The organism is Alteromonas sp. 4NH20-0104 (genome assembly GCF_057547795.1).
Window position 1 is genome coordinate 53,161 of sequence record NZ_BAAJLP010000023.1, and the last position, 26,686, is coordinate 79,846.

Sequence of the window (26,686 nt, forward strand, 5' to 3'; positions counted from 1 at the left end):
TCAACAGACGCCTGTACCCGCTCTTGGTTCGCCAACCTCGCGCAGCTTTGCATTCCTTAACACTTCTTTGCGTTGGCCTTTGAGTATTGGCTTGTCAGGGCAAAAAAAAGCGGCCAGGTGGCCGCTAAAATGGGAATGAAGTGAAATGCACCGGGTGCGTTTAGGTTAAAAACTAAAACGCGTGCCCAGTGTTAAATTACGACCGGGCAATGGCGCCTGATCTTTCAAAAATGAAGTATGCACCCGCGCTTCTTCATCAAACAGATTGTTGGCTCTTACGTATACGGTCCAGTCCTGCTGATCAGACAAGGAGTAATCCACCGACGCATTCACCAGGGTATAACCGTCTGTGGACGTCTCATACGCGGTGGTGTTAGTCTGATCGTCATACCAGACTACCGATAACTCTGAGCTTAACGCTTCGCCTTCATAGCTGAGGGTGGAACCTAACCGTAATGGCGGAATACGGGGCAGGTTATCGGAGTCGATTTTGGCGCGAATGTAATCACCAAACACGCTCACACGCCAGTTGACGTTGAGATCAACAAAGCCTTCCGCTTCCACACCGTAGATGGTGGCATCATCCTGGTTGAAGTAGTACACCGGTGTGCCTTCTTCTGCGTGTTCCTCATGTTCTTCATGTTCTTCATGGCCTTCTTCCTCTTCTTCCTCGTGGCCGTGGGCCAGCGCAGTCAGGTCGGTGGCACTCTGATAAATATAATCATCTGCCTGATTGTAGAAGAACGAAAGCGTATAACCGCTGTCACCGCTGAACTTGCGGAACGTCAGGTCGATGTTGTTACTGACCTCTTCTTTTACGCTGCGCAGGTTTTCAGACACTTCGCCATCTTCGTCCATGTCATAAACCAGGCCAACCTCGAAGGTTTGTGTTGCCAGATGCTGGCCGGCAGAGAATAACTCCTGCTGGCTGGGCGCGCGTTCGTTACGGGATAAGGTAAATGCTACCGAGTACCCGGGCGTATACTCCCAGTTTAAACCTGCTGACAGCGAGCTACTGGTAAAAGCATATTCATCAAAATCGAACACCAGCTCATGCTCTTCGTGTTCGTCTTCATGGTGTTCTTCCTCATGACCTTCCTCGTCGTGATGCTCTGCTACCTCGAGCTCAAAATCTACTGTGTCAGCATTATAGGTGGTGCGCTCCAGGCGTCCGCCAAGCTCAAGGATCAGAGAACCAAATTTCTTTTGCTCCACCAGAAACAGCGCCATGCTTTCGGTTTCAGTGGGTGGTGTATAGGCTTCTTCGCCGTCGGCGGCGTAATCACTGTTGTGATATTGCAATCCAAACACGCCGTGCCAGGCATCAATGTCTGCATGAGTTGCTGACAGGCGGATATCACTGCCCTGATTCGTAAAGCGGGTGCCAACTTCGCCGTCTTCAATTTCAACGTGCTCATAATCGGTGTAAGCGGCGCCGAATTTGAGCGAGCTGATGCCTTTAAACGGCGAATACCACTCACCGGCAGCCTGATAACGCGTCATGTCTACATCCAGGTTTGTTCCCTCCTCTTCGGCATGTTCCTCTTCGGTTTCACCTTCATGCTCTTCTTCATGATGATGACTGTGACCGGGCACGCCGTAAAAGTTGTCGAGCTTTTCCACCGAGAAGCCAAAGTAGCCTTCTTCATCTACCAGAGACAGACCAGCCGTTATGTTAGAGGTATCCATTGCACTGCTTTCTAACGTACCAGGCTGTTCATCTTCATCAGGCGTAACGGAGGCGTACCCCGGAATATCAGCGTTGTCGGTTTTGCGTTTAAAGCCATCTACATGAAAAGCAATATTGTTTTGCCCGCCGGTTAGGTTAAACCGGCCGAATTTGCCGTCGTTCACCGTGGCATAGTTTGCTTCCACATCCCCTTCAATACTTGCCGGCACCTCGCGCGAGATACGCTTATCCACTACGTTTACTACACCGCCGATTGCACCACTACCATACTGCAGAGTTGCCGGGCCTCGCAGTACTTCAACCTGAGTAGCACTGGTGCTGTTTGCTGCCACGTTATGGTCGGGACCAATGCGCGATACGTCAGAAACATCCAGACCATTCTGAACGATTTTAACTCGCGGGCCATCGTTTCCACGGATCACCGGGCTACTGGCTACCGGACCAAAGTAAGTGCTGTGTACTCCGGGGGTATTTTTCAGTGTTTCCCCCAGGGTTTCGGCCTGAATTTTTCGTAGCTTGTATTCATCAATCACCGATACCGGGGTGACTGATTCGAGCACAGAGGAGCCCAGTACGCTGGCGGTGACCACAATATTTTCCACCGATACAGGTGTTAGCACAAAGTCAGCTACCTGATCGCTGTCGACATCGCCCAGGTCATTATCGCCATGCACGTAATCCGGCGAATACACATGCAGATGAACATGGGGAACCTGCACGCCTTTAAACTCATAGTTTCCTTTTGCGTCGGTAAAAGTAACCTGTTTGGAGCCTTCTATACGCACTTCAGCGCCAGCGACAGCCTCACCGGCTTCGTTAGTCACTTTACCCTTTACTGTGGTGGCCGAGGCAACCTGGGCAGTTAATGCCATAAAAACTGCAGCACCAATTATGGTTCGTCTGTTCATTTGTTGTTTGACCTTGAATCTGACTATGATAGCAAATGTTATAGTATAACATTACCCTCATCAGCCCGTTATCGTCAAGCGCCAGTGGCCGACGAAAATCACCCGGTGGTCGCTGCCGGTGTTAATCGGCGACCAAGTACGTAAGCACACACTATCAACATTCGTCCCAATTAACGGTTATTTAAGCAGTCTAATTCAAGAGGTAACGTGAACTGGAACGAGCGTCAAAGCTGTTTACCAAAACAGACTAAATGCTGTATAGAGCCCTGCTATTCGGCTATGGTGTGAACAATTCAATGCTAAAACTTCAACCCAAGTATGCAAGGAGGGGCCATGAGGAACCGTCAGTCAGCGAAATATTATCTGTTTAGTTTGTTAACCATCTGCGTGTTATTCAGCAATACCAGCACAGCTGCGGAATTTACCGCCGGGCCGGTATTTCACGACTATGGCAAAAAAGTGCAGGTTGAGGGCGTTAAATTTAACGCTAAGGCGCAGTTTAAAGTGGCTTTTGATGTGGCTAAAGGGGCTGAACCAGGTAAATTAAACCGTCAGTTCGACAGTCTCGCCCGGTTCATCAATATGCATGTGGCCAGCGGTGTGCCCGTTGAAAATATACAACTGGCGCTGGTCGTGCACGGCAGTGCCACGCTGGACCTGCTCACCAACTCCCACTATCAGCAAAAACAGGGCGCCGATAATGCCAATATCGCCTTATTAAATGCCCTGATGGCGCAGCAGGTAAGCGTAATAGTGTGTGGCCAGTCGGCTGCGGGCCACGGTTACGCCAATGAGGCTTTTCTGCCTGGCGTGGACGTCGCGCTGTCGGCAATGAGTGCCCATGCTTTATTGCAACAACAAGGTTACACGCTTAACCCTTTCTGAACCTGTCAGGCGCGGTTCACCGGGAAGGCAATTACCTGATCAATGTGGGTGTAACCATGCTTGAGCATTAGAATGCGATCAATCCCCATGGCCACGCCTGCACAGGCAGGTATACCCGCCTCTAATGCCGCCAGAAAACGTTCGTCGAGGGGCTTTTCCTCAAACCGGAAAGTGCGGCGTAAACGGTTGTCGTGCTCAAAGCGTTTGCGCTGCTCGGCGGCATCCTGCAACTCATGAAACCCGTTGGCCAGCTCGGTGCCCTTAAAATAAAGCTCAAAGCGGTCGGCTACCCGCGGATCGTTGGCATTAATTTTCGCCAGAGATGACTGTGACGCCGGGTAATCATATATAAAGCAAGGAAATTGCTGACCGATTTTCGGTTCAATTTCATAGCTGAATAACAGCTGTAGCATGCCATCATGGTCGATGGGATACTCATCACTCAAATCAATCTTACAATCATTAAAGACTTCAGCAATGCGCTGGGTACTGTCGCTTAACGGGTCGAGGTCGAGATACTTCTGAAATGCCTGCTGATAGGTCATTCGCTCGGTGTGCTGCGCGCCAAGCAGGATTTTAAGCAAGTCACTGATTTCATCCATCAGGTCGTGATGATCCCGCCCTACCCGATACCATTCCAGCATGGTGAATTCAGGGTTATGTAAGCGTCCGAAACCTTCGTGACGAAACACTTTGGACAACTGATAAATGGAAGTCTGGTAGCTGGCCAGCAGGCGTTTTAAACCAAATTCCGGCGAGGTCTGCAGAAACAGCGTTTCGTTATGTCCGCTATCGCTGTGCGCAAAATTGGTTGAAAAGCCATCAATAAACACATCGGTCACAGTGCCATGAGACAATACCGGCGTATCCACTTCCAACACATCATGTTCGGCAAAAAAACGGCGGATATCAGCGTAAAGTTGTGCGCGTTCGCGCAGGGCTTGCAATGAGGCGGTTGGCCGCCAGTTGTCTGGAATTGTCATAGGGTAAGTGTGTTAGTCTGCGTACCTTTCCGCTAGGAAGGTACGCAGCAAAGGGATTATTTTTGTACGCGGGAAACGTATTCGCCGGTACGGGTATCAACCTTGATAACTTCGCCAGTTTGCACAAACAGAGGTACACGAACCACTGCGCCTGTGCTCAGGGTTGCGGGTTTACCGCCAGTGCCTGCGGTATCGCCTTTCAGGCCCGGGTCGGTCTCGGTAATTTCCAGCTCAACAAAGTTAGGCGGGCTAACGGTAATCGGTGAGCCATTCCATAAGGTAATGGTGCAAACATCGTTTTCTACCAACCATTTGAGGTTTTCACCTACTGCTTTTTCGTCGGCAGCGATTTGTTCGAATGTTTCATTATTCATAAAGTGATAGAATTCGCCGTCGGTATACAGATAGGCCAGTTCCGTATCCATTACGTCTGCGCCTTCTACTGATTCACCGGAGCGAAAGGTTTTTTCCAGCACTTTGCCAGAAATCAGTTTACGAATTTTAACCCGGTTAAATGCCTGGCCTTTACCCGGCTTAACGTATTCGTTTTCAAGAATGTTGCAAGGTTCGCCGTCGAGCATGATTTTCAGGCCCGCTTTGAACTCGTTAGTGCTGAAATTAGCCATAATTCCTCAATAAACACTGTAGGTTTTAGTTTTAGTGGCGCAAATAATACAAAAAAATAGCATAACTGTAGAGCAAAACTGGCAAAAAGAGTTAGCCAGCGGCTTTACTGATCCATTTTCACTGCTCAGTTACCTGGATCTGGACCCGTCTGACTTTGGTTCTCATGCCGAAGCCCGTCGCTTATTTCCCATGCGGGTGCCCCGCTTTTTTGCCTCATTAATGGAAAAAGGCAACTGGCAGGACCCACTGTTATTGCAAGTATTGCCCAGCAATCAGGAGTTTTTAACGGCGCCGGGGTTTAGCCAGGATCCGCTGGAAGAACACGACACTGCGAACCCAGGTTTATTGCACAAATACCACAGCCGCGTACTGCTAATTGTGAAAGGCGGCTGTGCGGTAAACTGCAGATATTGTTTTCGCCGCCACTTTCCCTACGCCGATAATGCCCTGAGCAACGACGAGCTGGAAAGCAATATTGCTTATATTGCTGCCAATCAGGCCATTGATGAGGTCATCCTGTCGGGTGGCGATCCGCTCATGGCGAAAGACAGCAAGCTTGCAACGCTGGCCGAAAAAATAGCCGCTATTCCTCATATTAAACGATTACGCATCCACACGCGTTTACCGGTTGTGATGCCGGCAAGGCTTGACGAGGCTTTCTTTCAGTGGTTTGCCGAACTCCCTGTACAGCGCGTGCTGGTGCTGCATATTAATCATGCTAATGAAGTGTCTGATGAATTAGCCGACAAACTTACGCCATTGCGACAGGCGGGCGTTACCGTGCTCAATCAGGCGGTCCTGCTAAAAGGCGTTAACGACTCCGCCACGGCGCAAGCACACTTAAATGAAACGCTGTTTGCGGCGGGTATCATGCCCTATTACCTGCATCTGTTAGATAAGGTACAAGGTGCAGCACACTTTGATATTGATATAGAACAAGCCAGAGAAATAATGGCCGAAGTGATAAAGCGATTGCCAGGCTTCATGGTTCCCAAGCTCGTTACCGAAATTGGTGGCCAGCCTGGCAAAACGCCGGTTGACTTACGTCTTTATCCGCAAGACTGAATACTACAACTCAGTCTGAATTACGCGAACGTATCGATGTTGGCACCGATAGCCGGGTTGGCGGACGTAGGTTTTGGTACGTCAGCGGCTGATTCCAGCAGCTGAAGCGTCGCTTTACCTTCCTGCTCCTGCTGACCTTTGGCCAGTTTGAGAGAAGCCAACTCAAGCGACGCACCGGACGTTCCAGAGGCACCTGCACCTTGAATATCCATACCAGTTTCCTTATTTGCTTGTAGCAACGTTAAAAAGTGGGCAGAATTGCCCACCTCACTGCTATATCGGCAGACCTTAACCATTCTTTAGCTATTTTTCTGATATAAACAAGGAGCGCTCTTTGGATTCTGTTCACCAGCAATTACAGGAAACGCTACAAACACTTTATCGCAAAGCGGTGGATGCCGATCAGATCCTCGATCAACTTCAGCATCAGCAACAGGGTAAATTTGCTGCCATCTTTGCCGACGACAGCGGTTTTAGCACCCGCTCAAAACGATTTGGCCCCTATGTGGAAGAAATTGCCGCCGACTGGCAGGCCCTGAAACAGCTTAACGACGAAGAAGCCAAACAGGCATTAATGCCACTGGTAAAGAAAATAGAACTGGCATTAAGCACCCTTCAACAGTTTGTTAGCAGCGTGAAAAAGTAATCGCGATTATTGGCAGAAAATGAACCCGGCGCTGCCGCTATTACTGATATAGCGGCAGATTATCGATTCGCTGTTGAATGTCAGCCACCTGTTTACGGTAAGCAGGGCTGTCTACTTCGGTGTAACGATGTCGAAATTCCTGTTTACTTAGCCCTTCCGGCAATCCCCCAATATACGGCAGGATATCGCGTTCGCGGAGCCCTTGCTGCGCCAGTTCCTGAAGTCGCCCCGCGCTGTCTGGCTGAGTGGCGATACGGGCAAATGCCATTCCCGACATATCCGCCGCCAAATCAACAAAACTGTAGCCACTGCCCCCCATGGCCCGATCCATAAGTTCCTTAAATTCGCCAATCGCCAGGGTCATATTTTGCTGGGAAAGAATTTGTAACGCTGCAGAAATGGTGAAGTGACGCGCCAGATCGTTACGCTGAGCCAGTACCGCCGGCGCTTTAGACTCAACCGGCGAATCCCCTTCTGGCTGCCTTGCCCCGGCCAGCCCGCTGATTCTGTGATCGCCCAGAAAGATGGCTAAAGCCAGCAATGCCGCCTGATTATGCATTACCGGATCGCCACCTTCACTGAGCGAGGCGGCACGGCTGAGCATCAGGTTCAGGTAATTAGCAACAGACTGCGGCGACGGCGAACGCCCTAAAGGCGAGCCATTAATGTAGGCCAGATAATCGGTAGTTAACTCGCCCAGTTCATCCACACCTGTACTGATATTTTCCCGGGCGACGTCTATTTGCTGAAGTAATTCATCCAGCGGGCGCATATCCAGCACCAGCCGTTCATCAGACATAGTGATTTGGGTAATTTGATTGGCTGCGGTACTGGCTACATCACTGCTGGTAAAACGGTCCACCAGCCACACCGCGCTGGATAACGCGGTATCCCCCGGCACCACCAGATTGCCAATTCTAACGTGATCGATATTCACGCCTTCACCCGGAAATACCTGGGCAGACAGGTTAATGTAAAAGTCTTCAGCCGGCGCCGGCAACGCAATACTGGCAGCAATTTGGGTTTGTTGCGCTTCTACTTCAACGGCCCCGTTAAAGCCGGGTAAAGCGCGCTGAGCGAATCCCATCAGGCTTTCAAACTGTGCTTCAGACACTTCAACACGCTGTTGAGAATGGCGGTCTTCCAGACTGTTTTTTAACTGACGAAGTAACGCATGCACGGTTTCAGCGTTATCCACCTGCTGCGAGGACACGCGACTGACTTTGGGAGAGCTGTCTACCACCAGCACAGCCAGCAACGTAAGCGCGGCGACTAACAGCAGAACAATATAAAACAGCAATCGGCCAAACATGTTTTTGATATCCTATCGGCACCGGTTATTGGCTAAATTGAGCTTTTGTCCATTCAGACAAACTTTGATACACCGCAGTGGCCTTCGACAAGTCATGGTCAATGGATTGTTGGGTTGGAATAGCCACACAAGGAAGACCAGCCGCTACCGCAGCAGCCAAACCATGTTCCGTATCTTCTACTGCCATCGCCTGCTGTGCGCTAAGGCCCATTTGCTCCAGCGCCATTAAATAACAATCAGGCGCTGGTTTGCTGTGCTCAACGTCTTCCACCGCTACTACGCATTCTATCCAGTCGGCAAAGCCATAACATTCCAGGGTGCGCTGTACCGAGTACTTGCTGCCACCGGTTACAATGGCAATACGTACCCCCTGTTCATGGCACAGGGTCATGGTTTCCTGGGCGCCAGGCATTAATGGAAAGGGTTCTTTGTGCAGATGTTCTTCGGTCAGCCGGGTTTTGGTGCTGGCTAATTCAGCCGGTTCCACAGACAAATTAAAGTCCCGTGCTACATCCACCCCATTTTGCGAGGTGGGAACTCCGGCCATGGTCTCGTTGTAATAAGCGTCGGTTAATTCCACACCATAAGGCGCAAGCGTTTGCTGCCACAACTTAAAATGAACGGCCTCTGAGTTTATCAGCGTACCGTCATGATCGAAGAGAATGGCTTTTGGCAGCGTGGCCTGTGACATGGTGTGAAACTCACTGTTATTAAGAATAGTTGGCAAAGCCCTTTTAAACTGGCCAGCCTTGGCTTGTTTAACTTAGGATTCTGCTGAAAAATCACTACATTGTAAAATGGTTTGTACTTTAGATGGTATCGACACTGCCAGGTATTAGTGAATTATTACAACAGTTAACCTTCCTTTCCCTCATTGTTTAAGTATCGGGGTAAAACAGTCGTTGAGGGCTCGACTTACGGGTTTTCGTTCGCCAGTTCAGCATCAAAGACACTCTGCATAAATTCAAAGAATGCTTCTGTTTTTCGTGTCGTTAAACTGTTTTGTGGCTTTAAGAACCATACCGGTGCCTCGCCAGAAGCTAACATTCCGGGAAGCACTTCAACTAAGCTGCCGGATTGCAACGCTTCACGAATAGCTATGTAAGATTTTATGCCAATACCATGGCCGGCGAGCAATGCCTGGGTCATATAGTCTGAATTGGAAACGGTAAACCGGGCATCAACATTAAAGGTGCGCACCTTGCCAGACGCCTGCATTTTAAGCTGACGCTGCCAGGGCAAAACCACCCAGCGGTGCTCGGCTAACCGGGCGAGTGAGTCCGGCGTACCATAGCGCTCCAGATATAGCGGCGACGCACACAATATCCTATGGTTATCACACAGTTTACGAGCCAGCATCGCTGAGTCGCTCAGACTCCCTACCCGTACTGCAACATCCTGCTTATCTTCCACCACATTGACAAACTGGTCGTTAATCAAAAACTCCAGTTTCAAATCTGGATACTGTTGCTCAAACTCCATGAGTCTGGGCATTACAAACTTAGAAAAAATCCAGGGAGGCATTGTAACTCTAAGGACGCCGCTTATGGATGAGCGGCGCGCGCCAATCAGATATTCCGCATCACGCAATGCTTCCAGAATGGCGCATACCCTCTGATAAAAAACTTCACCGGCAGAAGATAATTCCAGTTTACGGCTGTCACGAAACACCAACACAGTGGAGAGCGCTTTTTCCAGCTTACTCAGACGCAGGCTGACTGTGGCCACAGAGACCTGCTGCGCCGCAGCGGCCCGGTGAATACTGTTATTGTCGACGATACTGACAAAGGTTTGTAAGTCGGTCAGATTATACATTTATTATTTAAAAATCTTAAACAAAGGTTTCAGTATTTAATACTTCATTTAATAAATAAAAACAATAAACTTGGTGACATGTTTACTTTTTGAGGACCGGTGTGATTAAACGCATAATTGGAATTTTGTTCACTTTTGTACTAATAACAGAGGCAACCATTACTGAGGCTAACCCCATGCCAGAACAACCAAAAGTCATTATTTTTGATGTTAATGAAACGCTGCTGGATTTAGAGACCATGCGTGAATCAGTAGGCGCAGCACTAAACGGTAGGCAGGAACTTTTACCACTTTGGTTTTCAACCATGCTGCACCATTCGCTGGTATCAACAGTCTCTGGCGAATATCAGGACTTTGGCAAGATCGGTGTTGCTGCATTAATGATGGTAGCGCAAAACAATAGTATCGAAATTAGCGAAGACCGGGCAAAAGATGCCATTGTGCCGCCGCTACTCAGTTTGCCAGCCCATGCAGATGTAAAAGCCGGCCTCAGCCAGTTAGAGTCGGCGGGTTATAAGCTGGTTACACTAACAAACTCATCCAATTACGGAGTAACAACACAGCTTGAAAATGCCGGTCTGACGGATTTCTTTGCCGCTCGCATGAGCATTGAAGACATTCAGGTGTATAAACCTGATCTGCGTGCTTATCGCTGGGCACTGGAAAAACTTGGCGTTAAGCCAGAAGAAGCACTGATGGTTGCCGCCCATGGCTGGGATGTCGCTGGCGCCAAAGCGGCAGGCATGCAAACGGCGTTTGTGGCCCGCCCGGGTAAGGCACTCTACCCGTTGGCTCAGGCACCGGACTACGTGGTTAAAGACTTAACCGAACTGGTGAAAGCACTAAGTCAGCGCTAACAACCAGATTCTGATCGGTATTACAGCAGCATCTGTTAAGTGCGTGGATAATCACTCCACGCCACCGTATCTGGTTTCCACCTGCCAACAAGTGCGCCGCGAATACCATGTTGGCGGCTGACATCTTTACTTTTATTGCTGTGCAGCTTAATACGGCCTTTAGTCTCTCCGGTAAATCCACATCGTCGAACTTGGTCTTACCCCCCTTTTACTTACGCTAAGTTATAGTTTCCCTGTCATTATCGCGATATAAATCTTCAATTCGCCAAACAAGTAAAATGCAGGTAAGTTAGTCAATATGCTATCTGATAAAGGGATTTCTCATGTTTGGCAGGGTCACTAAATCATTTTTAGGCGCCATGTGTCTTATTGCCGCAGCCGGACCGGCGTTTGGATCTAAAATCGACTTTGACGATTATTTCCGTTCGTCTCACCAGATAAAGCAAACAGAAAACGCCACAAGCGCGGTCATCAAAAAGTTGCGGTTCGTTAAGGGTACCTGGCAGGGTGGAGAACATGCTTCGATATTAGTTAATTTAACTTTGCATAGTGAATTACAACCACGTTGCCGATACCAGCTTAATCTATATTCATCAGAGCAAAATAACCGCATTTTAAATTTTCAGCCAACACTTAATATGGCCGTTGATAAAAAAGGGCGTGTAAAAAAGCCTCTCGACGAGCAATTCTGCCAGAACAATGTCCCTTTTAGCCTCCTGACCTTATATGCATTTAATGACAATGTAATGGGAATTGTTGCCGCAATTGAGAATGCTGGAAGCTATAAAGCCGTTTTAAGAAAAGATAAGCTTGGTTCATATTTAGTCTATGACGACGACCCTTTAGCCGATACCGCTGGTGAATTTGGTTTAAACCTACTAACAGATTCTGCTTTTAGTCAGATACGCCCACAAAGTCCTTCGAGATGGTCCCAAGTACATACATTCTCTAGTGATTCTCCACCGCCATTGCAAAACATTGAGTTAATGGCCGAAGACGGTATTAAGGTAAAAAAAGCTGTCTATACAAGTAAGTTGACTGTAAAGCAACAATCAGGCCTGACATGTTTTGTTGACTTATACCCTGGTGAAATAAAAGGTAACGGTCGTATTGTTCATTATAGTGGTAACGCTATCAAGCCAGGCCCTGACTGTGATAAAGGGTTAGCTAAGCTATTGACTGTAGAGTTGTTTGCACTTAGTACTGAGTCAATGGGTATGCAGGTTACCTTTGATGATAAAAGCTGGGTGCGAAGCGAATATGCTTTTGTTCAAGGTAAAAAACTGGTCGTCGAAGAAACCGTAGATCCACGACTTGCCAGTTTATTCAGTAAACCCAAGGTGGTTAAAGCGCCAAATCCGAGCGAACAGGTTCTAATAATAAAAGGTGGGCTGGCCCAGCCAAATGACAACTTTTGGCAATGGAAAGTATGGGATCTCAAACCTTATGGTACTCCTACGGCGCAAATTGAATGGAACAAAGGCAGTGCCGTTAAAGGTTACACAAAAGGGTTCTCGTTTCCCGGAGGCAAACTCACTATTTCGTCGGGGGTAAGTGAGTTTACTGTTTCAATTATTCCAAAAGATAGAAGTTTACAGGGGTTAAAAGCGGTTGGTTCCTGTAACAGAGGCGCTTATGCCGGACCGTCAATACACAACATGGCTGCCTGGCAAGACTATATTGATGAGCCGAATGTTATCAATATAAAAGGTGTGGAGGGAAACCTGATATTACTGCGCAAGGTTTTCGAAAGATTTTGCGGTGATATTGTGGGGTTTCGGCTGGTTATTGATGCACCGTTTTTACCACCTGCAATGGTGAAAGAAGGAATCCTGCAAGTTACCGGAACATACTCAAAAGCGAGTGATTGGGTGCTAGTAAATAACTTTATTGCCGAGGAACCCATGGAAGCCTTTCGATATCGCCTTTCTGCTACACAGTCACACTTAGTCGCAGCTGGTTCAGGATATTGCAATGCCACAGATCACATATGGATTAGGCCTGGCGATGACATGGCATTAAAAAAATATTCCCTCGCTACGGTGAGCGTGTATAAAGAGCTCATTAACGAAGCCGTCAAAGATTATCTGGGTTATTGTCAACAAGCAGAGAAGCTAACGTTTTCCCTAAGCGAGACACCTTTCGGGCACTGGTGCGAAGAAGAATATTGTAAGTTTTCTTTGACTAAGAACGCGCACTGGGAGGCTGACTGGAGCCAGATATTCAAAGAATACAGACTGGTCAAACATTATGGGGATGTCATCGCCGCTTATCGTGGCGACTATGTACGAGAGTTAGCGGTGAGCAATGCATACATTGCAGGCTTCCACCAAAATTTTATCGAGATGTATGCCACAAAATGCGCCTCATCAATTAAGGAATTTGTCACGTTTGAATTCCAATTGAAAGAACAAAATATTGTAGACGGTGTTGTTTGGGATGAGTGGGAAGTAGGTCCGCCAAGATACGTCACTATTGATAAGCGAGCTCAAGATGCCTGGAGTCGCTCAAATTCAAACGTTAAATTTAACATGCTTTACAACGCAGTAATGAATCGCGACCCGACAGGTATGTTGGGAACGGCAATGAGTTTGCAAGAGAATGTCAAATGGCTCGGCAAATATATCAGTGAACACGGATGTCAATCAGAGAACGTGGAAGCGTTTTACAATGACTACATTCTTTAACTTTCTCTGAATCCGGCTAACTAGCTTCATCAACTTCATTTTAGCGCTTGCAGGAATGAGAATAGAGCTTTGTAGCATAGCTAGCTCTGGTTATTCGAGTTGGCAGAGTTAAAAGGGTTCGGTAATTCGCCGGAGCAATTTCTGCAATACAAGCAGGTACGGCTATAGATGAGATACCGACACCAAATCCGCTGACTAAACGCAATATCTCAAAGTTGGCAGGGAATACTACCAAACACTGCACCAATAACTGTTCTCCGCAGGACTGATGACATGACCAAAAAAACAATTTTATTCACAGTTGAATCCTATTCAGGCAGGGCATTCGCCAACCACAGGTGACGAATGCCTAAAGACTAGGGCGCAGACGCCCCCATGTGCAGGTGACCAAAACTCAGGAAGCCACCGCCACCCGGTTCATTATCGCAGATTTCAACATACACAGACTGACCAACATAAGCTGACAGGTCAACAGACTGCCAGTCCTCGTCACTATCAATGTGAGACGGACTGTAAATAGACTCTTAGCCCAACCGGTGCCGAACCATTGCCTCCTGACATGAAGACATCAAGTCGGGGACGTTGTTCGACCACCTCAGGAGAAGTCAGCGTACCGGTGGGCACGTCGCAGCCTTCACTGTTGCCATTCATTTCACAAGTGCTTAGCGCGCCTGAGTCAATGACTGCCGCAGCAGGGTTGTAAAACTCACCAATCCATTCCTATCATGGGTTATTACGACTATAAGCTAATCTCAGAAAATTTACTCCCATAACTGAGTACAGTGAGCTTACCCTACTCAAAATGGGCGAGATGGCGGCCAAACTTGCATTGGGTGTAATTGACGCAAAGAATAATGCCCAGTTTAGTGTCAGCGGTAAACTGGTACTGCGTCAATCGCACGCATTACCGCCAACCAGCCAGCAGATTAAGACCTGAATACATAGACATCAGCGTATGCCTTCTTCTGCTATAAACACAGAAAAAGGGGAAGTCCGGTTGTAGGCTTTCCCAATATTGAGTCTGCTAATCGGCAGATTTAATAACTGGCCATTTGGAATTGTCGGCTACTTACTTCGTATTCTGTTGGTAACGCTGTCATTGCACCGAGTTTTTCGCAGACATAGGCACTGACTTTCTGTGCAAATTGAACTGTTTCCAACAAGTCTTCAAACGTCATTGCGTTGATAGATGTATAAGAAGACAATTTAAATAAAGTAGCGCCGATGAAGGCGTCACCAGCACCTGTGGTATCAACAGGGTTAATTTTAAATGCCGCTACCGTAGTGGCATTTTGCTGAGTGGACAAATAACACCCATTGCTCCCGCGGGTAACAAAAATGGTCTTCACCCCGTAGCCATGAATTACCCCGCAACCTTTTTCCATTTCATATTCACCGGTTAACAACTGGAGCTCTTCTTCGCTGACTTTTACCATGTCTGATAGTTTGAAAAACGTGTTGCACATCTCGATAAAGGATGGCAAATCGTCTTGCCAAAGGTCCACTCTATAGTTTGGATCAAAGCTGATCAGTATATCCTTGCTGGCACAATGCTCAGCTAATGCAAAGTACGCAGTTTTTAATTTTCCCTCTAAAAAGGCAGTCGCAGAACCAAAATGACAAATCGAGTTGCTGCAGCCAGTTGCTGTTATAAACGCCTCCGCCGAAAATTCGCTATCAGCACCGCGATTAAAAACAAACTCCCTTTCACCGTCCTCCTGTATGGTTACGAATGCAAGCGTTGTGGGTATATTGACCTGCTGTACATAATTGGTCGACACCGCGAACTTTTCTAATTCACCCACCAGGTAGGTACCAAACGCATCATTTCCTACCGCTCCCAAAAACTCAGCGCGACCGCCTAGCCTACCGATGCATGCAGCAACGTTCGCAGGAGCCCCGCCGGGCTTTTTTAAATACACTTCTGTAGGGTTATCACTGTCGTCGGTACCAGTACAAACGAAGTCGATTAGTGCTTCACCAATACAAATTACATTTTTGCTCATCATTGCTCACTTTCAGAATCAGAAACCACCTACATGATAGGTGGCTTAAACTATGCAGACAGCCAGGGGGCTGCCTGCATTAACTTCATATTTACTCGCTCCGGATAAATCGTTGAAGCTCTATGACCGAAATAGCTTCATCGCGAGTGTAAACCCCAACCTGCCGCTGTTGCAGATCATACAACCGGAAACTAAGTGCCCTGAAGTCATTGATATAGGCAGTACCGATACCGGTTTCAGGATCGAGCCACACATCCAGTTTTACACCCTCTGATAAATTCATAGGGACCTCTACCTGAGCATCCAGTGTACCAGCACTTACTTCTTCATCTTCACTCACAGCCGGTAAGTCCGCATGCCTGAATTGATCTGTAAGCAAATAAGGAAGAGCTGTATCAGAGCCATCATCCGGGTGGTTATCGATCAATCGGATAGAGGCTGCCTGTCCGATATACTCAGTGACATCCCAGGTTGCCCACGCCATGGTAAACTTATCATCAGCTGTCTTTTCAGCATCACTGCCGGACTGACTACGTACTACCTCACCGTTGACGAGCAATACAACAGCAGTGGCATTCGCACTATCGAAAGGGTTGGAGCCGCCACCAATTAGGAAGTTTATATAGGGTTTAGTAATTTCAAAGGATGGGCTGTCTGCGCTGCCCGTCGCGCCAAAGCCAATCCAGCCCAACGCAGTACCGTCTTCCTCAAACCCATCACCAAAGCTTGAAAACACCCGCTCACCGACGTTATTCGCAACGTCACCGCCCCACCATCCGCCGTCCAGCTTGACAAAATCACCGGTCACATTAGTAAATTCATGAACTGCCAGAGTATTGTGCTGTCCACAGCAGAATTCAAAGCCAGCCACGTTTTGATCAGGTTGTTCCGCTCTGGCAAATAACGGCTCGCCGGCCAACGCAGGCGTTGGGGTAACACTAGCGCCTCCCGTGGGAGGTGTATCGCCAAAGTAGAATGATGCCAGATTGCTGCGCGTATCCAACTCCAGTCTGGCAACTTGCTCGCCTTCTGCGTCCGTAGGGAAATAGAGCCCGACCCTTCCCTCATTAGTTTCACTTTTTAGGGTCATCGAGAGTCGGTTTTTATCTGTGTTCGGCGCCATAGTAAAGGCAGATGAAGACAGCATGGATATTGGTGACTCTTCGGATACAGCCCCCTGTTGACGCTCAATATCAGGATTTACTGCGGTGTCAAATTGGCTTTTGTATTGAGCGGGCATTTGTACAGCGAGCTCGCCCGACACAGAAACATTTAGCTGATGGATTGCAAGATCGCCGCCAAACGTTCCAACACCAGCATTTGTCCTACTAATTTTATGCGGGATCCAACCGAATAAAAGTGTGGCATCTTGTGACGAAGCGGTGCGTCCAGCATAATAAAACTCGCCATCCAAAGCAGCGAAATTAGCCAGTTCCCAGCCAGCTTCTGACTGTTGCAGATATTTAATATCCCTTTCTCCATCATTCTGATCGGAGAACAGCATAAACTGACGGTCACCAAAGTCGATCCAATCAGGCACTTCCAGATTGAGCGGGGTGTTCATTAAAAACAGAGGTTCCTGAGGATCCCAGGTCGACAGATTATCGGACGTATACAAACCAATAGCAGCTTGATCGTTGTAGCGAGTAGTGATCAGCATCCAGTAATTACCCGTCGACTCATTCCAGAAGACTTTCGGATCCCGAAAGTCGAAATCACTGTAACCATTGCTGCCTGTAAAGGTATCTTCAGGCACTTTGGTAAAGTCTGACAATGTATTGTCGGTCGCCACAGCATGCATTACAGCTTCAACCGGATTAAAGTCAGCATTATGTCCGGTAAAAAACAGATGTGTCTGTCCCTCAGCATCTTCAATAACACTGCCTGAACCGGTCCATTGATCCTGAGTATTCGTATCGCCGGTAGCTTCAAGTACCCGTTCAGGAAAACTCCCTTCCTGCAAATCGGTTGTTTTCGTCAGATACCAGTCGTGAAATGCAGTGTCGATTAAATAATAAATATAGAATTCGCCATCCCGATAGAACGGATTGGGGTCGGCCATGACTAAAGGCAGTGAAATACTGTGATCATCGGGCTGACTAACAAAGTCATCTACACTGGGCTCAACAGCCGCAAAATCCGCCAGACGGATCTCGTCCACCATGAGGAAAGCGAGGTTGTCATCACCCGCACCGTCATGATGATCAATAATTTCAAATACTGCAGTTTCACCCAATAATGCACTCACATCCCAGGAATACCAGTCAACCTGAGATTCCAATCCATTACCTACGGCCTGTCGCACCACTTTACCATTGACCCGTAGCACTACAGCGGTGGCCTTGTCAGATGAAATGTCGTTAGTACCGCCACCAATTAAGAAATTCAAAAATTGATGGGAAATTTCGAACGGAGGCGAACTCAGGGTACCGGTGGCCTCATCGCCAATCCATCCCAATCCGGTTCCATCAGCAGCGAAACCATCACCTCGACTGGAGAAAACACGGTCTCCCTGGTGATTAATTATATCTGCTGCCCACCAGCCGCCATCCAGCTTATCCATATCGCCTGTTGCCCGGAAATCATGATTGGCATAAGTATTGAACTGGCCGCAACAAAACTCAAATCCAGCTATATTCTGACCAGGATCAGAGACGCGCTGAAATGCAGATATCCCTTCAACTGCCGGGTCTACAGCAATATTTACCTGTGCCAACAGCTTACTGCTGGCTTCTGGAGCAGCGGCGGCTTCTTCTGCTATGCGAATTTCGTCAACCAATAAATAAGGTAAGGAACTATCAGAATTATCATCGCCGTGATTGTCTATAAACCGTAGTTGGGCTGACTGTCCTGCATACTCAGCGACATCCCAAGTTACCCAGCGCATACTCATAGGCGTATTGTCACCACTAGCCTGTCGCACCACAGTATCGTCAATAACTAATGCCAGCGCTGTGCTATTAGGCTCTGAGACGCCATTGCTGCCTCCACCAATCAAAAAATTGATAAAACGATCGGTAATTTCGAAGGCGGGACTTTGCATTGAACCCACAGCACTAAAACCGATCCATCCCAAGGCTTCGTCCTCTGCGCTAAAGCCGTCCCCGAAACTGGAGAAAACTCGCTCACCAGCCACACCAGCAACATCGGCGCCCCACCAGCCACCATCCAGCTTGTCAAAGTCACCGGTTATATCGTCGAAACCATGTTCTGCATAAGTGTTGTACTGACCACAACAGAATTCAAATCCGGAAAGCACTTGTTCAGTATTTTCCGGATTAGTAAATAATGGCTGACCGGCGGTTTCAGGGTTATCCGTAATCACTACGTCTTCAACTGGATCTTCTTCGGAATTACCATTATTGATAACGTCTGAAGCCGTCTGCCCTTCTTGTAGAACAATAAGTTCAGCGTCAACTTTATTTTTATCCGGGTCGTCAGAACAGGCGCTTAGCAAAAGAGTTGCTAACACCACTGTTGAAACGCTCCCGGTAAAATTGTAGGTATTCGGTTTTTTCATAATATCCTCCATAGCCGCCAGGCGCGCTATGCTTGCTTTTCTGAATCGTTTGGCATGACGATAAACTGAATGTGTTGATAACCATAAGCGGTTACCACCAAATTAAACAACGTTGTCTTTTTCTAGAATAATGTTGCCTGAACAAAAACACAACATTTTTTTTACAATGCGGCTGACACCAGTAAACAAAAGATTTGGCAGGGATATAGCTAAACTTAATAAAAATGTGTAGCTTTAAGCTCTTAAAAGAAGCAATAACAGTGGAAGCCATTTACCATGGTGACGATTAAGGATGTGGCTGCGCATGCCGGCGTAGCGTTTAAGACAGTCTCTCGGGTGGTTAATAATGACCCAACGGTAAAACCAAAAAACAGAGAAAAGGTCCTGAAGGCTATTCAGGAACTGGGATACCGGCCCAATAGGGCAGCACAAATGACCAGGCGGAAAAAGTCAGGCATCATTGGCTTTATCGCCGATGAGTTGCTTAGAGTACCCTATACATTCGATTTAATTCGAGGGGCTCAGGACCTGGCATGGCGGCATAATAAAGAGCTCATGGTGCTGAATGTCAACGTTGATAAATACAGTGTTGAAGGGGCTGTAGACCACCTGTTTGAACATCGGGCTGAAGGCATTATTTATGCAGCAATGTATCACCGGGAAGTGTCGGTACCGTCTCAACTTGCTGAAGTACCGGCAGTACTCGCCAATTGCTACGACAGTTCCGGTTTGTACCCCTCGATTGTTCCCGATGAAAAAGAAGCGGCCCGCGAAATAACACAAACTTTGCTGGATAAGGGTTACCAGCGAGTTTTATTTCTAAACCTGAATGAAAACATCATCGCTGGCCGACTTCGCAAAGCTGGTGTTGAACAAGCCTTTGCGGAAAATAATCTCAGCACCGAGAATGTAGTGATCGAATCTGTAATCGTTCGCGAGAACCAGACCGAACGCTCTGTCGCCAGGGAGCGGGCTGCGGACTTGATCACTCGTTTCAAGCCAGATGCTATTTTGTGCGGTCAGGACCCAATTGCTGTGGAAGTCTATTTTGTCGCTCAGGCACTTGGTCTGCAAGTTGGTAAAGACATTGGGATAGCCAGCTTCGATGACTGGGACATTATTCCAACGCTTTTGCAGCCGGGTTTAACCACCATGGCGCTACCGCACTATTATATGGGGCAATGGGCGTTTAATTATCTACTTGACGAACGTAGCGATAAGATAAAGGAGACAGCGCGCTTCTCGCTGGTCAACCGCCAGTCATTTTAGCCATTTCGGCACAGTGTCTTCCTGTACGACCTTCGAGCAACCATGCTGAAAGCAGCAGGTTAATAGTAACAACGCCACCCAATACCAAATAAGCATTAGCAAAACCTAACTCATCGTATAATTCGCCCACCACAGGTGACAAGAGCGTTGTTACCATTTGGGTAAAAACATGAAAACCAATAAGGTAAATGGTTGCTGAAAGCCGGCTATCAAAATTCACCACGATATACTTGAATATTGCGACTAACAATAAGGGTAATTCCAGTGCATGCAGCAGCTTGACCATTGATATTGATACCGGATCGTCAACTACACCAGAGGCTAGCATTCTGAGGGCCATGATGGTTCCACTTAACAGCAGGCCTTGTTTGGCACCAATTCGGTTAACAATGTAAGGCGCAATAAACATCATTGCAGCCTCGATGAAAACCTGTAAAGAGTTGAGGTAACCGTAAAACCGGTTACCATCTGCGACTGTGGGAAACAAAGAAGAGAAATAAATCGGGAACTGCTGGTCGTAAATCTGATAGAGGCAGGATACGCCCATAACATAAGCGCTTAAACGCCAAAGTTTAGCCTGTAAAAACAGTGCAAAAACTTCTGATAAACGCACTTTGTTGTGAGTTGCAGATGTACTCCTCACCGCTGAATCAGGTAACCAGAATAAGCATAATATAAAAGCTATACCGGTAAGACTTGCCAGCATAAAATTGAGATCCGGATTGAGGTTAAATAAACCACCAGCAACAAATGTCGCGGTCGCCCACCCCAACGATCCCCAAAGCCTGACTTTGCCGAATTCAACTGCGTGATGCCGGCCCAGCCGCTCAATAAAGGCCTCGAGAGTCCCTACTGCAGCGCCAAAAGTTGAAGCGCTGTAAACCGCTCCCACCAAGGCCCCCAGCAGAAAATACGACTCCAACAACGGTTGGTATACATATATAAAGAAAGGCCCTACTGCTGCCATCAGCACACCCAGTACAAATAGCAATTGTTTGCCGGTCCCGAGACGATCCTGCAGCACGCCATAAGCGGGCATTATTATAAGGGCAGCCAAAGCGTTGGTGGCAAAGACCAGTCCTGTCTCTTTCCCGGTAAGACCCAGTGTTTGGTTTAACCAGAGGGGAAACAGGGAGTAACAGAAGGACCACGTCAGGAAAAAAGCAAAAAAGGTTATTGCAGATGACCAGTATGCCGACTTTAACTGCCACTTCATAATATTATCTCAGGCGCTTATTTAGCTTAATCAGATGACCATACTGAACCTAACCGCTCAAGTGAAACCTGATGCAATGGCTGGGAGTGCTGCCCCACCCGCATCGTATCGTAAACCGACTCAGGAAACACCAGTGATGTCATCACCGTAGTGCCATCATCAATAAACAGTTCCAATGACGAACGGTCGACAACCACCGTGACGTTAAAGACATCGTTCACAGTGGTTAGCTCACCCTGCTGAATATCGCCAAACTGCTCATCAAATGCTGTTTGTCCCGAGTCACTGCGGTCCAGACTGACAATAGCCTGCTTTGGATCAATGTTAATCTCAACATATTCATTTTGCGAGTTTTCGAACCGTACAGATACTGGCGAAGTTGATTCACCCCGTACCGCAAAAGAATAGCGAAGAGCTGACATTCTGCCACTGTTATCTACAGATGAAAGGCTGATAGTTTCACCTGGTGACAGACGATCAGACGCCTTAGTGACCTCTACAAGAGAATCCACCTCACTCACTAACTGACTTTGCACCCGCAAGCCGTTGCTAGTGCGAACAAGGTGCAATGATCTAGGCAACGTCATGGCACTACGCCATTTTTCTGTAGGTACCTCATTGGCATACAACCAGTTACTCATCCAGCCCATAAAAACATGACGCTTTTCTTTGCTACCCGGCTGTTTAAAAAAGGTAACGCCGGCATAGTTATCAGTACCGTGATCAAGCCAGACCGCGGGTTCCACTCGATTGGTAGCGGGTTGCCTAGCAAAAACAATGTCATCAATATAAGTGTGCCCCCAACTTGCAGACTCCTTATCGATAATTTTCAGATAAGCGGAACTTCCTAACCAGTTACTCACATCCCAACTAGCGTGATGAAGCGTTTCCCTATTAAGGCCTGTGGCAGATTTTACTACCTTGCCATCAATTATCAGTTGCAGACCCACCCGGTCTGGATGATGACCGCCCCCAACTCTGAAGTTAATGAAGGGTTCGGTGATGGTGAATACTTCAGAAGTAAGTGAGCCTGTCGCCCGGTCTTCGTCAGCGAAGCTGTTGGCAAGGTATTCACCGGTATATCCGGCGGGTGGGGGCTGATTTGAGTGTCCACCCGCTGTCGGCGCTGCCCTGAATGCGTTGCCTCGTGCTTGCCATTTGCCAGCGCCGTTTTCAAAATTTTCAAACACAGTACCAGCAGGGAACATTGCCGCCGTTGGCGTCAGCTCTCGTTGCCAGTCCGGGTCAAGCACAAAGTGCTTACCGTCAAAGTCTCCAACAAAGTACTGGGTTGCTGAGCCGCCGTTTGGGCCTCCCGGGGAGATACTTACCAGTAGCACATAACGATACTCATCGCTGCCTTCAACTGGCATTCGTAACAACTCAGGACATTCCCATACCCCACCGTGACTCCCTATTTCCTCACCAAAGGTACTTTGTAAAGACCAGTCTTTCAGGTTGCTCGAACTGTAAAATCCGATGTGGTCTTTTTGTGCCAGCACCATGACCCACTCCTGGGTGGTCTCATGCCACATAACTTTGGGATCACGAAAATCCTTGATACCGGGGTTTTCGATAACTGGATTGCCCGCATACTTCTTCCATGTTCGACCATTATCGAGACTATACGCGAGAGCCTGGGTCTGGTAATCAATTCGCCCTTGTTTTTCCATCGCCGCATTGTGGTAAGTATACAGCGCCACAATTGGAGGGGTTTCTTTGCTGCCCAGGCCACTGGAGTTATTCCAGTCGACCACGGCGCTGCCAGAGAAAATCGTACCTTGTTCATCCGGATAAAGTGCTATGGGGAGCTCATCCCAATGCATCAGGTCTTTACTGACTGCATGTCCCCAATGCATTGGTCCCCAAATTGAATCGTCAGGATTGTGCTGAAAAAACAAGTGATATTCCCCATTCAGATAGAACATGCCATTGGGATCGTTCATCCATTTTTGACTGGGGGAGAAATGCGCCTGAGGGCGATGAATTTCGTTGCGGTCTGCCTCGACATGCGCTATCGGGCTCTCGGCTTTTGGCGTGGTATAATTCATAGAACATCCAACCAGAGTTGAACTAATAATAAGACTTAATATTGATTTCATAACAAACGTGACTCTAATTTGATAACGCTGAGGAAACATCTTCAAGCGTCTTTCCTTTCGTTTCTGGCATCATGATTCGAACGAAAAGCAGTTGTAAAAACATGGCGAAAGTGAAAAAACCAAACACTTGGGCGGCCGAGAAGCTTGCCAACACTTGTGGCATTAACAACGTAATCAGAGCAGCAAAGACCCAATGTGTGCCACTGCCCAGCGATTGCCCCTTAGAGCGCACCGCGTTAGGAAATATCTCAGCGATGAATACCCAGATAACAGCCCCTTGTCCTACTGCATGTGCAGCAATAAATACAAAAACTGCCCCCACCACAAACGCACCACCAATCTGGTAACTAAAAGCCCATGTCACGGTAGCTAAAGAAACGATATAACCTATCGAGCCCACGTACATTAATGACTTCCGACCAATGCGGTCGATCAAACTTAGTCCTACCATAGTGAACAGTAAATTAACCAGGCCCACACCGGCAGTAGACAACAGCGCCGCACTGCCATCCATTCCGGCCATATCGAAAACCCGTGGCGCGTAATAGATAATAAAATTAATACCCGATAATTGGTTAAACGCGGCGATCATGAACGCCAGAAGAGCAGGCAAGTGGTATTCCGATTTGAACAACGACTCACTTTTGTGCTGTGTTTTATCATTTTTTACCGCGCTAATCGTTTGCTCTATATCATCACTTTGCAACATCTTAAAAACACGTCGCGCTTCTTTCTCGTCGTCTTTGTGAAGTAACAGCCAACGGGGGCTCTCCGGTGCCTTTAATACCATCAGGAAGTAAACCAGGGCGGGTAATGCTTCCACCCCCAGCATGACCCGCCAATCCTCGGTAATAATGCCGGATAACAGATAGTTGGATAGGAAAGCGACCAATATCCCGAATACAATCTGAAACTGGTAGGTGGCTACCAATCGGCCTCTGATTTTCGCAGGCGCAATTTCCGAGATATAGGCTGGAACCGCAATCGAAGACACTCCGACACCAAGACCGCCTATAAACCTAAGAATGGCAAATGTATAAGGGTCTGCCGCCAGGGCTGACCCGATGGCAGAGAGCAGATAAAGTACGCCTATGAGTACCAACGTTTTTTTCCGCCCTAAACGGTCACAAGGCCAGTTGCCCAGTAAAGCGCCAATAACCGTTCCCCACAGTGCCGAAGACATCACAAATAAGCCGTGAAAAAATGGTGTCGTTTGCCATAAAGACTGTATCGATTGATCGGCTCCGGATATGACCGCAGTATCAAAGCCAAACAGAAATCCGGCAATGGCAACAGTGAAAGACCAATAAACTATTCTATTCATGATGTAGTTTGTACCTTATAAACTTTGGATAAACACCGGGCTTAATAGCCCGGGTTTTGTACATAAATACCGCCACTTAAATTAATCTGCTGATTTGGGATTGGCAGATATTCATGTTTATTTTTAGTAAACGCGGCATCTTCCAGGTAAGGCTTTCTGCCGCGCTCTGTTGTCAGGTATTCATCGATTGTTTCCTTCGCCACTCCCCAGCGAACCAGATCAAAGAAGCGATGTCCTTCCAGACCAAGTTCGACACGGCGCTCCCAGCGCAGCGCCTGTTGCGCTTGTTCTTTACTAGTGAAAGTATCATAGCTACCGATGCGGTAGAGACTAACGTTGTTGAGCCTTTCAGTACTGGCAGCCGCTCGCTCCCGTAGCCGATTAATAATCGGAGTAGCTTCTTCCCAACGCTCCAGTTCAATAAGCGCTTCAGCCTTCCATAACAAGACATCTGCATATCGAATCAGCACTGTATTCAGTGAAAATATGGGGAATGGGCCATTTTCACCACGGCAATCACACTCAGGATGTTCCAGATCCTTCATGCCGGTGTAATTACCGTAGATACCTGGTGCCCTCGCCCAGCTATCTCCGCCGTGAACAAGCTCCGGATCGTATTTAAAAGGTTTGCCTTCCATGGCCACAGTGTGATCGAGCCGCGGATCGACATAGTCGCTGTCTACATTGTAAACACTATCGTTAAATGTTCCAAAACGGGGCAAACCAGCATTATCTGTCTTAAAAGCATTGACGAAATTTTCAGTCGGCACATGAAATCCGCAACAACCAAAGCCACCAGACATCGGCGCATTGAGGGCGCTTGACCATGCCCCTCTGCCATCTGGGCTACCGTCATTGAGGGAGCGCTGGATGGCAAATACAGATTCCCGACCATTTTCAAATTCAATCAAAAAATTCTCTGCATAGTCATCGTATAGCCCGTACTGGCCACTGGCTTCAATTTCATCAACCAGAGTAACAACTTCCTCTAATTTCTGGGGATTAATACTGATCACATTATGCAATTCATCTTGCTCGTAGGCCTGATAGAGTAGTGTTTTAGCTAAATAAGCCTTGGCTGAAAGCGCTGAAGCGCGTCCGACATCCTGCTGAACGTCCGGCAAATTGTTCATGGCAAACCGGAAGTCTGCGGCAATCTTGTCCCAGAGTTGCTGATCACTCAGGTCGCGATTAGTCGTCGCTAATATTTCCTCCTGCGTCATCGTTTCATCTATCCAGGGAATGTATTTATGATGTATTTTCAGATCAAAATAATAAACAGCTCGGAGAAAGCGTAACTCTGCCGCTTTTGCATCGGCGTCAGCCAGATCTCCTGCGGGCGTGTCAGCAATTACCTGTAACGCGGCATTGGCTCGCGAGATACCAGTATAGTTACGCGTCCATTTCTTGTTGTTGAGGTCTATCAGATCGGGCGGAAATGACTCCATATCAGGAACCAGAGGCTCATACATCGACAGAGCATGGTATGCAAAAATATCTGATGGGCCATTGCCACCTTTATGCGCATCGCCGGCACGCAAGTTACCTGTGGGCCAAAGGAAATTCGGTGCGGTATAGTGATCATTACCCAAGTATGAATAGGTTGCGATTACCAGAGCATCAATATTTTCTGTTGTCGCCACCTGCTCTTCAGTTAAAACAGCCTGAGGTTCGCTGTCTAATTCACCACTACCACCGCACGATGCGACCGACAGCGCAAAAAGACTGCTTGTTAAAAGTTTATTTATACGATTCATAATTCTTAATCCATTAT

At 47.7% G+C, this 26,686-nt stretch carries 20 protein-coding genes; 6 read left to right on the top strand and 14 right to left on the bottom strand.

Annotated features, from left to right (window positions below; all coding sequences use genetic code 11):
* Positions 1-165: 165 nt before the first annotated feature.
* Positions 166-2,598 (bottom strand): TonB-dependent receptor, encoded by a 2,433-nt coding sequence (locus tag AC27IB_RS16120; protein ID WP_487122189.1) that lies wholly within the window; start codon positions 2,596-2,598, stop codon positions 166-168.
* A 333-nt stretch (positions 2,599-2,931) separates the two neighbouring features.
* Here AC27IB_RS16120 and AC27IB_RS16125 point away from each other — a divergent pair, with 333 nt between their 5' ends.
* A complete protein-coding gene (locus AC27IB_RS16125; protein WP_296051105.1) occupies positions 2,932-3,483 on the top strand; it encodes a DsrE family protein in 552 nt (183 codons plus the stop codon).
* Between the two features lie 5 nt (positions 3,484-3,488).
* Here the strand turns inward: AC27IB_RS16125 and epmA are convergent, their stop codons facing one another.
* Entirely contained in the window at positions 3,489-4,466 is a 978-nt protein-coding gene (gene epmA / locus AC27IB_RS16130; RefSeq protein ID WP_296051107.1) for an elongation factor P--(R)-beta-lysine ligase, read from the bottom strand.
* Positions 4,467-4,522: 56 nt separating this feature from the next.
* The gene (gene efp, locus AC27IB_RS16135; RefSeq protein ID WP_296051109.1) at positions 4,523-5,092 is read right to left on the bottom strand and encodes an elongation factor P; all 570 of its coding nucleotides are present in this window, start codon (positions 5,090-5,092) and stop codon (positions 4,523-4,525) included.
* Between the two features lie 34 nt (positions 5,093-5,126).
* On the opposite strand from efp, the gene epmB reads away from it, so the two are divergent.
* A complete protein-coding gene (epmB, locus tag AC27IB_RS16140) occupies positions 5,127-6,158 on the top strand; it encodes an EF-P beta-lysylation protein EpmB (RefSeq protein WP_296051111.1) in 1,032 nt (343 codons plus the stop codon).
* A 20-nt stretch (positions 6,159-6,178) separates the two neighbouring features.
* Here epmB and AC27IB_RS16145 read toward each other — a convergent pair whose 3' ends face one another.
* Positions 6,179-6,370, bottom strand: coding sequence for a hypothetical protein (locus AC27IB_RS16145; protein WP_105934279.1), 192 nt, complete (start codon positions 6,368-6,370; stop codon positions 6,179-6,181).
* Positions 6,371-6,492: 122 nt separating this feature from the next.
* Here AC27IB_RS16145 and priC point away from each other — a divergent pair, with 122 nt between their 5' ends.
* The gene (gene priC, locus AC27IB_RS16150) at positions 6,493-6,804 is read left to right on the top strand and encodes a primosomal replication protein PriC (RefSeq protein WP_487122192.1); all 312 of its coding nucleotides are present in this window, start codon (positions 6,493-6,495) and stop codon (positions 6,802-6,804) included.
* 40 nt (positions 6,805-6,844) lie between these two features.
* Here priC and AC27IB_RS16155 read toward each other — a convergent pair whose 3' ends face one another.
* The 3 genes from AC27IB_RS16155 to AC27IB_RS16165 all read right to left on the bottom strand — a co-directional run bounded on the left by AC27IB_RS16155 (position 6,845) and on the right by AC27IB_RS16165 (position 9,931).
* Entirely contained in the window at positions 6,845-8,116 is a 1,272-nt protein-coding gene (locus tag AC27IB_RS16155; protein ID WP_296051115.1) for a YfiM family lipoprotein, read from the bottom strand.
* A 25-nt stretch (positions 8,117-8,141) separates the two neighbouring features.
* Positions 8,142-8,807: an HAD family hydrolase gene (locus tag AC27IB_RS16160; RefSeq protein ID WP_487122194.1), complete on the bottom strand. Its 666-nt coding sequence runs from the start codon at positions 8,805-8,807 to the stop codon at positions 8,142-8,144.
* Positions 8,808-9,031: 224 nt separating this feature from the next.
* Entirely contained in the window at positions 9,032-9,931 is a 900-nt protein-coding gene (locus AC27IB_RS16165) for a LysR family transcriptional regulator (protein WP_487122196.1), read from the bottom strand.
* Positions 9,932-10,107: 176 nt separating this feature from the next.
* On the opposite strand from AC27IB_RS16165, the gene AC27IB_RS16170 reads away from it, so the two are divergent.
* Together AC27IB_RS16170 and AC27IB_RS16175 are read left to right on the top strand one after the other, a co-directional pair.
* Positions 10,108-10,788 carry a haloacid dehalogenase type II gene (locus tag AC27IB_RS16170; RefSeq protein WP_487122198.1) on the top strand — a complete coding sequence of 227 codons (681 nt, stop codon included), beginning with the start codon at positions 10,108-10,110 and terminating at the stop codon, positions 10,786-10,788.
* A gap of 323 nt (positions 10,789-11,111) precedes the next feature.
* Positions 11,112-13,475: a hypothetical protein gene (locus tag AC27IB_RS16175; protein ID WP_487122200.1), complete on the top strand. Its 2,364-nt coding sequence runs from the start codon at positions 11,112-11,114 to the stop codon at positions 13,473-13,475.
* Between the two features lie 40 nt (positions 13,476-13,515).
* On the opposite strand, the gene AC27IB_RS16180 is transcribed toward AC27IB_RS16175, so the two are convergent.
* The 3 genes from AC27IB_RS16180 to AC27IB_RS16190 all read right to left on the bottom strand — a co-directional run bounded on the left by AC27IB_RS16180 (position 13,516) and on the right by AC27IB_RS16190 (position 19,001).
* Positions 13,516-13,719, bottom strand: a complete 204-nt coding sequence (locus AC27IB_RS16180; RefSeq protein ID WP_487122231.1) for an MFS transporter — start codon at positions 13,717-13,719, stop codon at positions 13,516-13,518.
* Positions 13,720-14,512: 793 nt separating this feature from the next.
* Positions 14,513-15,484 (bottom strand): carbohydrate kinase family protein, encoded by a 972-nt coding sequence (locus AC27IB_RS16185; RefSeq protein WP_487122202.1) that lies wholly within the window; start codon positions 15,482-15,484, stop codon positions 14,513-14,515.
* A gap of 88 nt (positions 15,485-15,572) precedes the next feature.
* A complete protein-coding gene (locus tag AC27IB_RS16190; protein WP_487122204.1) occupies positions 15,573-19,001 on the bottom strand; it encodes a hypothetical protein in 3,429 nt (1,142 codons plus the stop codon).
* A 276-nt stretch (positions 19,002-19,277) separates the two neighbouring features.
* On the opposite strand from AC27IB_RS16190, the gene AC27IB_RS16195 reads away from it, so the two are divergent.
* On the top strand, positions 19,278-20,270 hold the full coding sequence (locus AC27IB_RS16195) for a LacI family DNA-binding transcriptional regulator (protein WP_487122206.1): 993 nt from the start codon (positions 19,278-19,280) through the stop codon (positions 20,268-20,270).
* Here AC27IB_RS16195 and AC27IB_RS16200 read toward each other — a convergent pair.
* From AC27IB_RS16200 to AC27IB_RS16215, 4 genes are all read right to left on the bottom strand, one after another.
* Complete coding sequence (locus tag AC27IB_RS16200) at positions 20,251-21,486, bottom strand: oligosaccharide MFS transporter (protein ID WP_487122208.1); 1,236 nt, start codon at positions 21,484-21,486, stop codon at positions 20,251-20,253. The genes AC27IB_RS16195 and AC27IB_RS16200 overlap by 20 nt on opposite strands.
* Before the next feature lie 26 nt (positions 21,487-21,512).
* Complete coding sequence (locus AC27IB_RS16205; RefSeq protein WP_487122210.1) at positions 21,513-23,537, bottom strand: glycoside hydrolase family 32 protein; 2,025 nt, start codon at positions 23,535-23,537, stop codon at positions 21,513-21,515.
* A gap of 64 nt (positions 23,538-23,601) precedes the next feature.
* On the bottom strand, positions 23,602-24,912 hold the full coding sequence (locus AC27IB_RS16210) for a sugar porter family MFS transporter (RefSeq protein ID WP_487122212.1): 1,311 nt from the start codon (positions 24,910-24,912) through the stop codon (positions 23,602-23,604).
* Between the two features lie 41 nt (positions 24,913-24,953).
* Positions 24,954-26,669, bottom strand: a complete 1,716-nt coding sequence (locus AC27IB_RS16215; RefSeq protein WP_487122214.1) for a RagB/SusD family nutrient uptake outer membrane protein — start codon at positions 26,667-26,669, stop codon at positions 24,954-24,956.
* Between the last annotated feature and the right edge of the window lie 17 nt (positions 26,670-26,686).